Source organism: Enterococcus sp. PLH-Efm8 (assembly GCF_053011625.1).
Genome location: NZ_CP172568.1, coordinates 479,061 through 492,753, shown reverse-complemented (window position 1 = coordinate 492,753; position 13,693 = coordinate 479,061). Strand labels below are relative to the sequence as shown.

General features: G+C 39.1%; 12 protein-coding genes. 2 read left to right on the top strand and 10 right to left on the bottom strand.

What is annotated here, in order from left to right; translation table 11 throughout:
* Nucleotides 1-483: 483 nt before the first annotated feature.
* The 5 genes from ACIFUW_RS02355 to ACIFUW_RS02335 form a co-directional block, all read right to left on the bottom strand.
* The gene (locus ACIFUW_RS02355) at nt 484-3,762 is read right to left on the bottom strand and encodes a right-handed parallel beta-helix repeat-containing protein (RefSeq protein ID WP_002286749.1); all 3,279 of its coding nucleotides are present in this window, start codon (nt 3,760-3,762) and stop codon (nt 484-486) included.
* Nucleotides 3,763-4,032: 270 nt separating this feature from the next.
* Nucleotides 4,033-4,578: a cysteine hydrolase family protein gene (locus ACIFUW_RS02350; RefSeq protein ID WP_002291217.1), complete on the bottom strand. Its 546-nt coding sequence runs from the start codon at nt 4,576-4,578 to the stop codon at nt 4,033-4,035.
* Nucleotides 4,579-4,589: 11 nt separating this feature from the next.
* A complete protein-coding gene (locus ACIFUW_RS02345) occupies nt 4,590-5,282 on the bottom strand; it encodes a 5'-methylthioadenosine/adenosylhomocysteine nucleosidase (RefSeq protein WP_002286756.1) in 693 nt (230 codons plus the stop codon).
* An 18-nt stretch (nt 5,283-5,300) separates the two neighbouring features.
* The gene (macP, locus tag ACIFUW_RS02340; RefSeq protein ID WP_002286760.1) at nt 5,301-5,585 is read right to left on the bottom strand and encodes a cell wall synthase accessory phosphoprotein MacP; all 285 of its coding nucleotides are present in this window, start codon (nt 5,583-5,585) and stop codon (nt 5,301-5,303) included.
* A gap of 12 nt (nt 5,586-5,597) precedes the next feature.
* Nucleotides 5,598-6,161, bottom strand: coding sequence for an NUDIX hydrolase (locus ACIFUW_RS02335; RefSeq protein ID WP_002325125.1), 564 nt, complete (start codon nt 6,159-6,161; stop codon nt 5,598-5,600).
* A gap of 227 nt (nt 6,162-6,388) precedes the next feature.
* Here ACIFUW_RS02335 and ACIFUW_RS02330 point away from each other — a divergent pair, with 227 nt between their 5' ends.
* Together ACIFUW_RS02330 and ACIFUW_RS02325 are read left to right on the top strand one after the other, a co-directional pair.
* Nucleotides 6,389-7,051: a 5-bromo-4-chloroindolyl phosphate hydrolysis family protein gene (locus ACIFUW_RS02330; protein ID WP_002286764.1), complete on the top strand. Its 663-nt coding sequence runs from the start codon at nt 6,389-6,391 to the stop codon at nt 7,049-7,051.
* A 123-nt stretch (nt 7,052-7,174) separates the two neighbouring features.
* Nucleotides 7,175-8,371 carry a toxic anion resistance protein gene (locus ACIFUW_RS02325; RefSeq protein WP_002286766.1) on the top strand — a complete coding sequence of 399 codons (1,197 nt, stop codon included), beginning with the start codon at nt 7,175-7,177 and terminating at the stop codon, nt 8,369-8,371.
* A 100-nt stretch (nt 8,372-8,471) separates the two neighbouring features.
* Here ACIFUW_RS02325 and ACIFUW_RS02320 read toward each other — a convergent pair whose 3' ends face one another.
* From ACIFUW_RS02320 to ACIFUW_RS02300, 5 genes are all read right to left on the bottom strand, one after another.
* Nucleotides 8,472-9,848, bottom strand: coding sequence for an amino acid permease (locus ACIFUW_RS02320; protein WP_002286768.1), 1,377 nt, complete (start codon nt 9,846-9,848; stop codon nt 8,472-8,474).
* Between the two features lie 36 nt (nt 9,849-9,884).
* Nucleotides 9,885-10,751: a GRP family sugar transporter gene (locus ACIFUW_RS02315; RefSeq protein WP_002286769.1), complete on the bottom strand. Its 867-nt coding sequence runs from the start codon at nt 10,749-10,751 to the stop codon at nt 9,885-9,887.
* 88 nt (nt 10,752-10,839) lie between these two features.
* Nucleotides 10,840-11,865 (bottom strand): two-component system sensor histidine kinase SapS, encoded by a 1,026-nt coding sequence (gene sapS, locus ACIFUW_RS02310; protein WP_002286770.1) that lies wholly within the window; start codon nt 11,863-11,865, stop codon nt 10,840-10,842.
* 17 nt (nt 11,866-11,882) lie between these two features.
* Complete coding sequence (gene sapR, locus ACIFUW_RS02305; protein WP_002286771.1) at nt 11,883-12,557, bottom strand: two-component system response regulator SapR; 675 nt, start codon at nt 12,555-12,557, stop codon at nt 11,883-11,885.
* 183 nt (nt 12,558-12,740) lie between these two features.
* Nucleotides 12,741-13,634, bottom strand: a complete 894-nt coding sequence (locus ACIFUW_RS02300; RefSeq protein ID WP_002286772.1) for a class C sortase — start codon at nt 13,632-13,634, stop codon at nt 12,741-12,743.
* Nucleotides 13,635-13,693 lie beyond the last annotated feature (59 nt).

Here is a 13,693-nt window from a genome sequence, read left to right as displayed (position 1 = left end):
TTCTCAAATTTTTGTGACATTTCGGCTTATTTTTCGAAGAAGTTACTTCTGGAATACCATGTATTAGAGGTTGTGAAAAAGCTGCTTAGTTTCAAGTAGTAAGAAAAATTTTGTGAAAATGGCTTTCCACATTTTTGCATAAATTTGACTTACTACCGAGAAACTGGCTTTTGAACACCGTTTATCGAGAGGTTGTGAAATCAGCGTCCTGACCTGAGTATTAGAGAAAAAAACGGAAAAATAGTTCCTCATATTTTGCCGTTTGTTGAGCTAATACCGAGGGTCAGCTGATTGAACACCGTTTAGTGGAGAGATTGTGAAAAAGCTGTCCTGCATCAAGTAATAAGAACAGCCAATCAAAAGCAGCAAGGAGAACCTCATCTATAAAAAGATAGAAGGAAGTGAGACATCTATTGGTCTCATTTCCTTCTATTTTTACTTTCCTCAGTCAATTGTTTTACATCATAAAAGGAGAAATTCCACTTATTTTTTTCGCTGTTTCATGACATAAACAACTACACCGATTAACAAAATTCCTCCAGCTAATGCTAGCAACGGGTTATTAAATTCTCCCGTTTTTGGGAGTCCTTGAGTGCCATTTTTTTCACTTTCTTTTGCTGTCCTATCCGGATGAGAAGGTTTTCCATTTGGTTTTCCATTTGGTGATTCATTTCCTGGATTTTCTCTTTCTGGTTTGTCATTTCCCGGGGGCACATCGGCAGTTTCTCGCACAGTGATCGCTTTTTGCTGGGTAACAGATTCTGTATGAGCAGACCATTTTTCCCCATCAAATATTTCCGAACGATAAGTGACTTCTAGCGTATATTCTCCTTTTGAAGGTGCTGAAAAAATAGCGGTATGATTAGAAAATTGAGCACTTGACTGTGTTTCAACGATTTGGATCTTTTCTGGGAAATAACGCATATCTTCAAAGACAGGCGTTCCTTGATTTGGTGTGAAAGTTGACACAAAAACTGTAAAAGGCTTCAGTTCAATGATATTTCCTTCTGCATTCTCCGCCACACCATTTGCTTCTTGTATAATAATCGGATTATTTTGTTCATTTGGTTTTGTCTGATTTGGTTCTTGTACGATTGCATACTCTGGATATTCCGAAGACGGTGAGGTTTCTCCGTCAAAAATAGCACCTACAGATAATGGAAGACCATCCACTCTTTCCTTTTCTGTTTGACGATTCCCCGGTTTAATCTGCATCAGTCCATGAACATGGATACTTCCATTTTCATAGCGCGTAACAGGCTGCTGACCTTCTTTCGAACATGTATTTAGAGACTCGATCCAATCTTTTGATATGGTATGTCCAAGAGTATTTTCTGATTGTTTCTCTCGTTCATTCCAATAGTAGTTCAACGAGTGGTAGATTTGATCTTCGTTTTGATTCAATGGGCGGATCTGCTCTCTCATCTCAAGATTCTCTGTTCGGAAAGATAAGATACCAGAAGCATGGTAGTCTGTGTTTCCTGCTGAAGAGGTATAAAGAGCCACATTATATGAACCGTTATTAAAACTTGTACTGCTATTGACGATAATATCTGTTCCGCTATTGGAATCGATTCCTTTCGCAAGATTTTCGAAAGACAAACTATTGATCAATTCATGAGGGCCCGTTAAAGAAGAACCGCCCATTTTGAATCCATTACCGTTACCTTCTCCCTCAATTCCTGGTACCCAGCCGTTTCGATAAGCAACTGAGTTTTTGATGATTACTTTTCCGATCGAACCTGTTTCATTTTTAGCAAAAAGGTCCCAACCGTCATCTGCATTATGATACGCGATACAACCGTCAAATACATTTCCTTCTCCTATTGTCAGTTTGGCCGCAAATCCATCGGCATCTTCAAATCCTGGATCGGCATTTTCAAAAGATGTACAGTTCTTGACTAAGTTATGCGCGGGCCATGCTTCGAAAGGATCATTTGAGCTACCGCTGATTTGGATTCCTGTATTTCCATTCCGATAAGCATGAATCTCTTCGATCAAATTATGATTTCCAGAAATCTGTAATCCTTTTTGCATAGCTGCACTATTTGTAATGTCAAACCCTCGTAAACCCCAGTAGTGACTGAACAGTGTCATCCCATTTCCAGTTCCTTTAAAATCAAGTACAGGACGCTTGTTTTCTGGATTTTTCTCTGCAATCAACTGAATCGGGTTTTCTCTTGTCCCGTTAACGCCTTTTGGAATCGTCAATCCTCTTTCGAAGGAATAAGTTCCAGGCGCCATGACGATTGTCTGCCCAGCATATGCGTATCTCAATGCTTGTGTCAGAGATAATGGATTTTGTCTGCTTCCGTTTCCTGCATCTGACCCTTCTGGTGTTACATAAACTGTCGAATATTTAGGTTTACGGTAGTCCACTGTATGAAGAATCTCTTTTGTTTCATAACTAGTCATCTCTACGTATTCTTCTGGCGGATAGTTTTTATCTGGCGTAAAACTGAAAGTAAATTCGTTCGTTCCTTCCATCAGTTTTGTCTGATAATCAAATTCCCGATTCGCAGTGATAGCCAAGTTTTTTGCGTTCTTAAGCACCTCTCCTGTTGCTTTATTTTTAATTGTCAATAATCCGTCAGCATTTGCTCTAAAGGACATAGTATGATCTTGGTTTCCTGAATGATTACTAGAGGTCACAGTGTAAATCGGATCAATCAAGCGAGTAGGTCTTTCTTGCCCAGGAGGATCTGTCGCAGGATCTGAGTAAGCAACTTCGATTCCTTCTACCTTGATCGTCATATTCCTTGCTGCAGCAAATCCTGCATAAATAACCGATTCATCTGAAGCGTATAATTTTTCCCAGTCATACATGATGTCAGAAGCCATTTCTTCTCCTGTTTCAGGATCGTAATAATATGCCTCTAAACCAGTATTCGTTTTTTTCATCTCTACGTCCAGTTTAGTAATCGAGTTCGTGGCCGGAAACAGATTCCCATGACCGTTTCCGAATATATTATAAGAACCTGTTTCTTTTTCCAAGAACCCTGCTGAAGTCTCTAAAGGTGTTGTTTCCACTGAGACACTCCCAGGAGCTGGCGCAGCTTGCGGATCTTCAGATGATATTCCTGTGATTGCCCGTGTCCCCAATCCAAGTCGCATCGTATATTTGCTGCCGCTCGTGTTGACCACTTCTTGTCTATCCGAGTCCCAGACATATTCGATCCGACTGCCTAGTATGGCAAATGAATTTGAATAAAATGCCTGCCCAAACAAATGATTTTTTGGTACTGCGTCTCTTACCATTAAAGCAAATCCTTCTTGGGCATTCGTATAGGTCCAAGATTCTATTTCGATCGTCGCCCGCATCCTAAAGTTGATGTCTTTGGGGATTGCTTGATAATAATAGGTCATTCCATCTGATCCGCTTGACTGGAATTTTCCGCCGTTATTCGTGGAAGAGAGCCGCACGCCGTCTTCTAATGGTTCAATGGCATACCTACTAGCACTTGTGCTTTCTCCGAAAACAACCCCTTTCCACTCTTCATTTGCTTCTTCAGATTGCTTTTTTGTCTTTTCATTTTCTGATTCTTTCATCATAGGATCATTTCCTTCTTCCGTATCCATATCTTCACTAGTTCTTGGTATTTCCTCCATTGTTGACATCCCTTCAATGTTCACGTGTGCATTTTCTTCGTTCACAGACTGTTGTTCGTTAGCAGCAACTTCAACGACAGAAATTAAAACCGGGGTACTGAGCATAAGGAGATTCATCATTAGCGCACTGTATTTTATACGTTTTTTTAACAAGTGTATTCCTCCCGTAACAAATTAGAAAGCGTTTACTTAAAGTATTACCTAATTTATTTTTACTGTCAATAAAAAACAAAATTATAATAAGTGTATTTTATAAAAAGAAAAAATATAACTTAAGTTGTTGATAATAAAGAGATTTATTAACGTAAAAAGAATAAGTTTTTTTAAAATAACGTATAAAAAAGAGCATAAAACAAAGTCGTTTGTTTTATGCTCTTCTTTTATTATTTTGTGCTTTTTATTTTATCAAATCACTTTGTTTTTTTATAAAATTTCTGCGCCTAGTGTGGACTCAAAATGTCTCAATGCCCATTCATGTCCAACGGGATCGAAACTTGCCACGGCATCTTTGAAAATATGGAGTTTGTATCCTAGATTATACGCATCGACTGCTGTATGCAACACACAGATATCTGTACATACGCCGGTCAAATAAATATCTGTGATCTGGCGTTCTCGCAAACGGATGTCTAGATCTGTTCCACTAAAAGCGGAATAATGCCGTTTGTCTATCCAATAAACATTTTCCTCTTGCTCATAGTCTTGGTATAAACTTTTTAAAGAGCCGTACAATTCCCGTCCACCCGTTCCTATCACATTATGCGGAGGAAATAAGCGGTTCTCCGGATGAAAGGAATCTTTTGGATCATGCGCATCAATGGCAAAAACGACAAAATCCTTTTGATCAATAAACTTCTTTGTATGAGCAGTCAGCTTTTTTTCAATTACTTGTCCTGCTGTCCCAGTAGTCAGCTTTCCATCCTCTGCAACAAAATCATATGTGTAGTCAATCGAGATCAATGCGTTCATCTTAGTCCTCCTTATACGAGATGTTTGACAAATTCGATCACCATTTCTGCTGATCGTTTGCCTGCGTCTTCGATAAATTCGTCAAAGCTTTGTGTCGCCGAGTGATCTGCTGTGTCGCTCATTGCACGTACGATCAAAAATGGGATATTGAACTGACGAGCTGTTTGTCCAACAGCGGCTCCTTCCATTTCGCAAGCTAATGCTTCAGGGAAATTCGTTAAGATTTCTTTGATTTTATCTGGCGAGTCGACAAATGTATCACCTGTAACGATCAATCCTTCTTTTGCGTTCAAATTCGTTGCTTTTGCTGCTTTAACCATTTCACTGCGCAAATATGTGCTTGCTTCATAATATAGAGGCATTCCTGGTAATTGTCCTGGGTTGTAGCCAAATCCTGTTGCATCTGCATCAAAATAAGCTACTTTGTCTGATATAACGATGTCACCTACTTGTAAGCCTTCACCGATTCCGCCAGCTGAACCTGTATTGATCACCATGTTCACGCCGTATTGTTGGATCAACAGACTTGTGGTAATAGATGCTAAGACTTTTCCTATACCGGAACGTACGACGATCACTTCGTGGTTACCTAATGAACCTGAAATAAATAAAGCGCCTGCGCGTTCCCATGATAATGGTTCGCTTAGGTTCTCTCTCAAAATTTTTACTTCTTCTTCCATTGCGCCGATAATACCGATTTTCATCTTTTTAATTCCTTCTTTCTATATAAATGCGATTGCTAAAAAAACCACACATAACATTAGGATAACAATAATAAGAGATTTCATCAAAAAAGAGTTCCATTTGGTCGTCTTTTCCCGTTCGCTGATCCTTGTTTTCGTGATTGGTTTATTCTTTTTGCTTTCTTTACGATAAAAGCTGGCAATCTTTTTTTCTTCTTGCTGATAAGCTGTTTCTGCTTTTCGCTGTTTTTTTAATGACTCGCTTGCTTGTGCTTGTTGTCGCTTGCGAAGTTCGCTTCGCGTAATAAGCGGTCCTTTGGCCATAAGCCGATCCCTCTACTTTCCTTTGGTCAATAGTTCCCAGTATTGAATCGCATAAATCGTCTTTGCATCACAAATCAACTGATCTTTCATCGCTTGTTGCGCCTCTTCAAGAGTTAGATGATACAACTCCAGTACTTCGTCTTCATCTTGTGCTAAAGGATTCTCGACCTTCTCTACCCCTTGTGCATGATAAATATGAAGGACTTCATTTGCAAAACCTGGTGAAAGATACATCGAAGTAAGATGGCTCAGCGACTTCGCACGATAGCCAGTTTCTTCTTCTAATTCTCTAGCTGCTGTCATTTCGGGATTTTGTCCTTCTCCTGGATCGATTTTTCCAGCTGGAATCTCCAAAATCACTTTTTCTAAAGGTTTTCGAAATTGTTTGACAAGAAGCAGACGATCTTGTTCGTCAAAAGCAATGATCCCGACACCGCCAGGATGAAATACCAGTTCTCTCTTCGAAGTTCCTCCATCTGGCAAACGAACTTCGTCTACAGCAACATCAATAATTTTTCCGCTATAGATTTCTTTGCGACTGATTGTTTTTTCTTCAAATTGCTCATTGTTCAGCATATCTTCTCCTGCTTTCTTTGTAATCATAACTGCTTTTTTTTCATTTTTCAATTTTTCTCAAAAACTCCTTATTAGTTTACCATAGATAAACCTTAGATTTTCTCTAAATATAGAAAATCCTTCTTTAGTCCGATACTCTTTATAGTAGTCCGTATGCTAAAATAAGTATGTAATCGAATAACGAAAAGAATTCAATACTCAACGATAAATGACATGGAGGGTTTATTATGATAAAACGAAATTGGCCGTGGCTTCTAGCATTGGTCTTGCTATTTCTCTTTGTCCGAAACAATAGTTTTTCTTTTGTTCTAGGACTTTTATTGATAGGTGTAGTTTTAGTTTTGTGGGGACTCTTTGGTTCGCGCAGGAAAAAGGGAAAACAAGAAGAAATTCCTGCACTGACTGACGAACTTGAAACTCACTATGAAAAAAGCGGTATGACAGCGAATGAAATTTCATTTTTTCGACAAACAATGAATCAAACAAAAAATGAGATCAATCAATTGCAAATGAATATGCAGCAGACAGCCAAACTTAAAGCAATCGATCTCCGCCATGATCCAGTCAAAGCAGCGAAAGCTTTATTCAAAGAATTGGTGAAAGAACCAAACCGACTGCATGAAGCAAGTCAGTTTCTTTATACGCATCTGCCGAATCTAGTTGATTTGACAAATAAGTATAATGAGATCAATGACCATGAGATCAAAAACAAACAGACCTATGAAAAACTAGAAGAAAGCGCGCAGATCATCGACCAGCTGTCAGCTTTAATCGCACAAGATTATCAAAAATTCGTTGCTGAGGATCTAGATGATATCGACGTAGAGATATCTGTTGCGAAACAGAGCTTAAAGCGTGATAATAAATATGAACCAGAACAAAAGGATTAACTCTTTTGTTCATAAAAGAAGACTCGGAACATTCAGATGATGTCTGGCTGTTTCGAGTACTTTTTCTAAAGTAGAGACATTCATGTAAGAATCGAGAACAGATTCAACAAGGAGGAATTTTTTATGGATCATAAACCGACTGAAACAAAAGATGTTACACCAGTTAACGATACACTTGAAGATTTATTGAACAACCCGTTTTCAACTCCAACAGATACGCTGACCACTTCACAACAAGCGGAGATTGATCAGCTCCAAGAGCAACAGACAGCTGCTCGTTTAATTGACAAACTACCGGCGGAACGCCAAGAACAAGCTAAACAGCTAGCAGCAAAAATCGATGCTAATGATGCACAGTCTGTCATCAGCTACGGATCGGCTGCCCAAGCAAAATTAAGTGAATTCTCACAATCGATGTTGAATCATGTGCAAGCACAAGATATTGGTCCTGTAGGAGATTCCTTAACTGAACTGATGTATCGTCTCCAAGAAGCCAATCCTGACGAACTGCGTGCCGGAGAAGGGAACATCTTCCAGCGTGTCTTCGGGAAGGTCAAACAATCGATCTATGAAGTGACAGCAAAATATCAAAAGATTGGTGCACAAATTGACAAGATTTCAGTGAAATTAGATAAAGAAAAAGACGGTCTGCTAAAAGATAATCTGATGTTAGAACAGCTTTACCAGAAAAACAAAGACTACTTTGATGCACTGAATATTTATATCGCTGCTGGAGAATTGAAAATGGAAGAACTTCAAACAACGATCATTCCAGAAGCGATGAAAAGAGCAGAAGAAACTGGCGATCAGATGGATGTTCAGATTGCCAATGATTACACGCAATTCCTAGATCGTCTGGATAAACGTACGCATGATCTTCGCTTAGCTAGACAGATCACGATCCAGCAAGCACCACAAATCCGTTTGATCCAAAACACAAATCAGGCCTTGGCTGAAAAGATCCAAGCATCTATCGCTACAGCCATTCCGCTGTGGAAAAACCAAGTCGTGATCGCATTGACCTTGCTTCGTCAAAAAGATGCAGTAACTGCTCAACGCCAAGTCTCTGAAACAACAAACGACTTATTGAAGAAAAATTCAGAAATGCTGAAAATCTCAGCCATCGAAACAGCGAAAGAAAATGAACGTGGAATCGTGGATATCGAGACCCTTCAAACCACTCAAAATGATTTGATCGAAACAATCCAAGAGACATTGCGTATCCAAAAAGAAGGAAAAGAAAAACGTCGTCATGCAGAAGTAGAGCTTGGACACATGGAAGAAGATCTGAAACAAAAACTGTTGGATTTAACCCAATAGATCACCTTTCGCTTGTTACTAAAACAAACGCCCAACAACAGTTTATTACAACTGTTGATGGGCGTTTTTCTTATCTTTCTTCTAACTTCTCCATTGGAGTCTATTTCTCATTCATCTTGCTGTGTCCATAGCCATAGCCAAAATAAATGATCAGTCCAATAACCATTACGATACCGAACACGATCCATGTCACAGTTTGCAGACGAAGCATCAATACAATACAAGTCAAGATGGAGACGATTGGCAATAGCGGAACGAATGGCACTTTGAATTCTCCAGCTTTTGGTTTGCCAAACATTTTTCTCAACTTCAGTAAGCCTAGACTAACAAGCATCAAATAGGCGAGCGCCATGATATTCGTTAGTTCCGCTAATACATTCAATGGGAAAAATCCGGCAAAGAATACAGCTGCCACACCAGCGGCATAAGTCGCTTTTTTCGGTGTACGATGCTTTTGATCGATTTCTGTCATAAACTTAGGAAGTAAGCCATCCTTGCTGACAGCAAACAGTAAACGAGCAAGTGAATACATCATCGAGATCGTTACCGTCAGTAGCGTTAAAATTGCCCCTACAGCGATCACCGCGCCCACTGTTCCATGTCCTACATACCTCATTGCAAAAGCCACTGGGTCATTGACTCCTAGTTCAGTATACGGAACGATTCCTGTCAAGATCAGCGTCACGATGATGTAAAGGACAGTAGCAATCAGTATCGAACCAATGATTCCTCTTGGCACATCTTTTTGCGGGTTTTTGACTTCCTCGGCTGCCATTGCAACGGCATCAAATCCCAAGAAAGCAAAAAACACAAGAGCTGCACCATCTAGCACACCGGAAAAACCAAAAGGCATGAATGGCTGCCAGTTATCAGGTTTAACGAAAAATATTCCTACAATGATAAACAACGCGATGATACCAAATTTGACATATACCATGGCATTATTCAAACGTAATGCTTTCTTGGCTTCAAGCGACACGATGTAAGTGACGAATATCACTACGAGCACCGCAATCAAGTCAATGTATGTACCATTTTCCGGATTGTACCCGCCAGTTAATGCTTGTGGAAGTTCGGCCCCTAAACTTTTCAAAAAACCTTGCATATAGCCAGACCATCCGGAAGCAACAGAGGAAACCGCTAGTAAAAATTCCCCGATCAACAACCACCCTGTCAGCCAGGCAGCAAATTCACCAAATACAACATACAGATAGGCATATGGCCCACCAATCACTGGCACTCGCGAAGCAAATTCTGCGAAACTTAGTCCAGACAAAATGACAACGATTGCAGCTAAGACAAATGAAAGTGACAGTGCTGGACCAGCATTTTGATTGGCCGCAACCCCTGTCACCACAAATATTCCCGTACCGATGATCGCACCAATTCCAAGCATGATCAAATCAGACGTTTTTAGTTCTTTTTTCATCTCACTCGTATGATTGAGATTGATCTCTTTCTTACGAAACAAATCCATTGAAGTTCCTCCCCATTTTAGGTTGGAAAACAGCGATTAAACTGTTTTCATATACCCTAAAAGGATACCACCTAAAATGACTAAAAGGCAACCAACAATAACATAAATGAGCTCTTTTTTCGTTTTTCTTTCGCCAAGGATGAAAATCCCACCTAAAGTAGAGATAATGATCCCCATTTGTGAAAGTGAGAAGCCAACAGCTAAACCAAGTGATTTGACTGTTAGAAGCATGCAGATGTTTCCTAAGCCCCATAATAATCCACAGATCATGTTTTTCCACACAAACTGATCGACTTTAACTTTACGGAAAGCAAAGAAGCTTGCGCCTAAGATCATTCCGATACTTTGAGGTAAGATAATTGACATCGCATCCAAATTCGCCCAGTTGACGATGATGGTATATACACCATAACCAATCGTAGAGAAGATCAATGCTCTAAAACCCTTACCAAAATCAAGCATTTTATTATCTGTATCTATTTTTCCTTCGTCATCTTGTCGGGCAGTCAAATACGCACCGCTTACAAGAAGAGCTAAAGCAATAATACCGTATACATAATCTTTCGTTTGTGTCCATTCATGGAAGAAAACGGCTCCCGCAATCGTATTCAAAATTAATTGAAAACCAGTAGACAATGGTAGCCCTACAGAAACACCCATGTACTTCATTCCATGGAACTGTCCATTTTGTCCAACACTCCAAGCTAAGCCGGATAAAAATCCGATCAAGAAAATCCAAGGGGTGATTACAGGACTAACAACGAAAAAGACAACTAAAGAAAACAGAAATGCACCGATCGTCATTCCTAGTGTTTGTTGATTGGCATCGCCACCAATTTTACCACTTACTAAACCAATACTACCCCATGCCAACATAGGGACTAATGCTATTAAAATTTCCATAACCAATCTCCTTTTATTTCACATGATAAGAAACTTATCAGCGAAAACGTTAACAACACAAGCACTTTTTTTCGTTTCTAACGATTTTCTAACGTTTTTCATTATAAAAATTTAAGATTGGGAAAAATAAAGTCATTGTTGTCCCTTTTCCTTCAGTTGATTCAGCCGTCAAATGGATACCTAATTTTTCGGCCAGATTTTTTGCTAAATAAAGTCCTAATCCTGTTGAATGTGTTTTGCTAAGTCGACCATTTCTCCCAGTAAATCCCTTATCAAAGATCCGTTTCAAGTCTTCCGCTGGGATACCGATCCCTGAATCTTTAACTGAAAGGCTGACTCCTTGCGCTTCCTTTTCTATGCTCACAATGATGTTTCCGTGATCCGGCGTATATTTGATGGCATTACTAAGCAATTGGTTGAAGATAAAAGCGATCCATTTAGCATCGGTCAAAACAGTATGATCCTCACCAACGATCTCGTAGCGAATATTTTTTTGGATAAAATAATTTGCCTGACTGCGTATCACAGGCTGAATGATTCCTTTTAGTCCATATTCTTGGATGAGGTAGTCCCGCGAGAAACTGTCGAGTCTTGCATAATACAAAACTTGTTCTACGTATTCATCGATTTTTGATAATTCATTTTCTAGTAATGTATACTTTTGATCGTCAATATCGAACTCGATCGAACGAACTAGCAATTTAGAAGCGGAAAGTGGCACTTTGATTTCATGGACCCATGAGTCAATATAATCTTTTTGGTCTTGTTGATTACTGATTGCTGATTGCATTACTTCTTGGTGTTCACGGATCAGCTGATTGATATATTCTTCTACCAGTTTTTCTTCTTCTGTCCTCCCACCACTCAAATAATTTTGCAAAGGGGAAGTTTTTTGTATGTCGGCTAATTTTCCCCACCATCTTCTCTTGCTCAAGTAACCACCCAGCAGATAAAAAATCAGAAAGACGCCCTCAATCAAAGCTAAATAAGCAATTGTGCTCAAATCAACTTTGATGTTTGGCGCCAGCCACATCACAAAGATCGTCAATGCAATAAAAAACAGCCATCCCAAGATCAATGTCCACTGATCTTTCAAATATTTAAAAAAATTCATCTTAACCGCTCATCCTTTCAGGGAACGATATATCCCTGTCCTACTTTTGTTTCGATATATCCTTGGATACCTGCCTGTTCGATTTTTCGGCGTAACCGATTGATGTTGACTGTCAATGTATTGTCATCTACAAATCGTTCGTCATCCCACAGTGCTCGCAGCAATTTTTCCCGACTTAAGATCTTTCCATTGTGCTTCATCAAAATAAATAATAGACGATATTCATTTTTGCTCAAATCAATGATCTCTCCGTTGATTTCCATACTTCCGTTGTCAACATTCAACGTAATGCCATTGTGGCTCATCATTTCACTAGATAATTCTGTGTAGTTGTAAGAACGGCGAAGTAATGCATTGATTTTTGCAATCAGTACATCGATTTGGAAATGTTTTGTCACAAAATCATCTGCCCCCATGTTCATAGCCATGATCATATCCATATTCGTATTCCTGCTGGAGATAAAAATGATCGGTACTTTCGATACTTCACGTATTTTTTGACACCAATAATAGCCATCCAAAACGGGAAGATTAATATCTAGTAATACAAGCTGTGGTTCTTCTCTTTCAAAGTCTGAGAACACTTGATTGAAATCGGTCGTTCCAAAGGTTTCAAATTGCCATTTCTCAAGTTCCTCCATGATCAATTGTCGAATGATCTCTTCGTCTTCGACTACCATGATTTTTGCCATAAAAAATCCCTCCATCTTTCTTCTTGCTACTACAATATCAAAGAAGCCCTTGTGAAACAAGTTGGCTTACCTGGAAAATGTCATTTTAGCAAACGTTAAAAAAAACTGGAAATATGCGATTTAATCGCGTTTGTCTCTTCCAAGCAGCTTAAATTTATTATGTTATTCTTAATAATTGGTCTATTATCTGTTATTTTTCTTTCGTTGTTTTTGTCTTTTAAATTTTCGATAACACCAATAACCGAAAAGCGTTAGCACTAGCAATATACCTAGAAGGAGTATAAGTAATCGATAAAGATGGTATTTTTTTGTCTGTTCTATCTTTGAAGAGACTTCTTCTGTAAAGGGAACTCGTCTTCCTGTCACTAGTAATCGGTGAGTGTTCACGGTGTAAGGTGTACAAGTGATAAGTGTGACTAGATCCTGCTTTTCTCTAATTGCTAATGTATTTGTTTTTGTTGGAAGGACAACAATTTTCTCAACGACTTCATAAGCGAGCATCCGACCATACACTTCAAGATAGAATCGGTCATCTTGCTCCATTTCTTCAAGATCCGTAAAGAGTTTTTTCTCAGCAATACCGCTATGGGCGGTAATCACGGAATGTGTACTCTCTCCTCCAGTTGGAAAAGAGGTGCCTTGCAGGACTGTCGCTCCTCTATCTAACAAAAGATCATTCGTTTCATCAAATAAAGGCAAGCTAACATTGATTTTCGGAATATAGATGGCTCCGATCATATGTTGTTCGTAATATTCTTTTCCTGGATTTTGGACATTTCTAACCGCTTGCTCAAAAGGATCTTTGACTTGTCCCATTCCTGGGATTACTGATGTATGAGCAAGCGTCTGATTTTTCTTTTCATGCACTGCTAATTGTTGCTCATGTTTTTCTTCTTTATCGCGTTCAAGCTGCTTTTGATAATTCTCGATCCTTCTTTGATCCAAATAATTGCTGAGAGCATCTGCTAAAAATGGATATGTAAAAACTGCAGCTCCGGCAAGAAACATCACTGCCATAAATAATTGTAATAAAAGACTGATTTGGGTTTGAGGTCTATTACCTATTTTCTTTTTCATTTTCTTCACCTTCTTATTTAAAAAAACTGCAGCAACCTTTATAAAACCGATTGCTGCAG

Excerpts from the sequence above, each read along its gene's own strand:
- ACIFUW_RS02350 (WP_002291217.1), bottom strand. The coding sequence starts at position 4,578 with ATGAACGCATTGATCTCGATTGACTACACATATGATTTTGTTGCAGAG.
- ACIFUW_RS02345 (WP_002286756.1), bottom strand. The coding sequence starts at position 5,282 with ATGAAAATCGGTATTATCGGCGCAATGGAAGAAGAAGTAAAAATTTTG.
- macP (WP_002286760.1), bottom strand. The coding sequence starts at position 5,585 with ATGGCCAAAGGACCGCTTATTACGCGAAGCGAACTTCGCAAGCGACAA.
- ACIFUW_RS02335 (WP_002325125.1), bottom strand. The coding sequence starts at position 6,161 with ATGCTGAACAATGAGCAATTTGAAGAAAAAACAATCAGTCGCAAAGAA.
- ACIFUW_RS02330 (WP_002286764.1), top strand. The coding sequence starts at position 6,389 with ATGATAAAACGAAATTGGCCGTGGCTTCTAGCATTGGTCTTGCTATTT.
- ACIFUW_RS02325 (WP_002286766.1), top strand. The coding sequence starts at position 7,175 with ATGGATCATAAACCGACTGAAACAAAAGATGTTACACCAGTTAACGAT.
- ACIFUW_RS02320 (WP_002286768.1), bottom strand. The coding sequence starts at position 9,848 with ATGGATTTGTTTCGTAAGAAAGAGATCAATCTCAATCATACGAGTGAG.
- ACIFUW_RS02315 (WP_002286769.1), bottom strand. The coding sequence starts at position 10,751 with ATGGAAATTTTAATAGCATTAGTCCCTATGTTGGCATGGGGTAGTATT.
- sapS (WP_002286770.1), bottom strand. The coding sequence starts at position 11,865 with ATGAATTTTTTTAAATATTTGAAAGATCAGTGGACATTGATCTTGGGA.
- sapR (WP_002286771.1), bottom strand. The coding sequence starts at position 12,557 with ATGGCAAAAATCATGGTAGTCGAAGACGAAGAGATCATTCGACAATTG.
- ACIFUW_RS02300 (WP_002286772.1), bottom strand. The coding sequence starts at position 13,634 with ATGAAAAAGAAAATAGGTAATAGACCTCAAACCCAAATCAGTCTTTTA.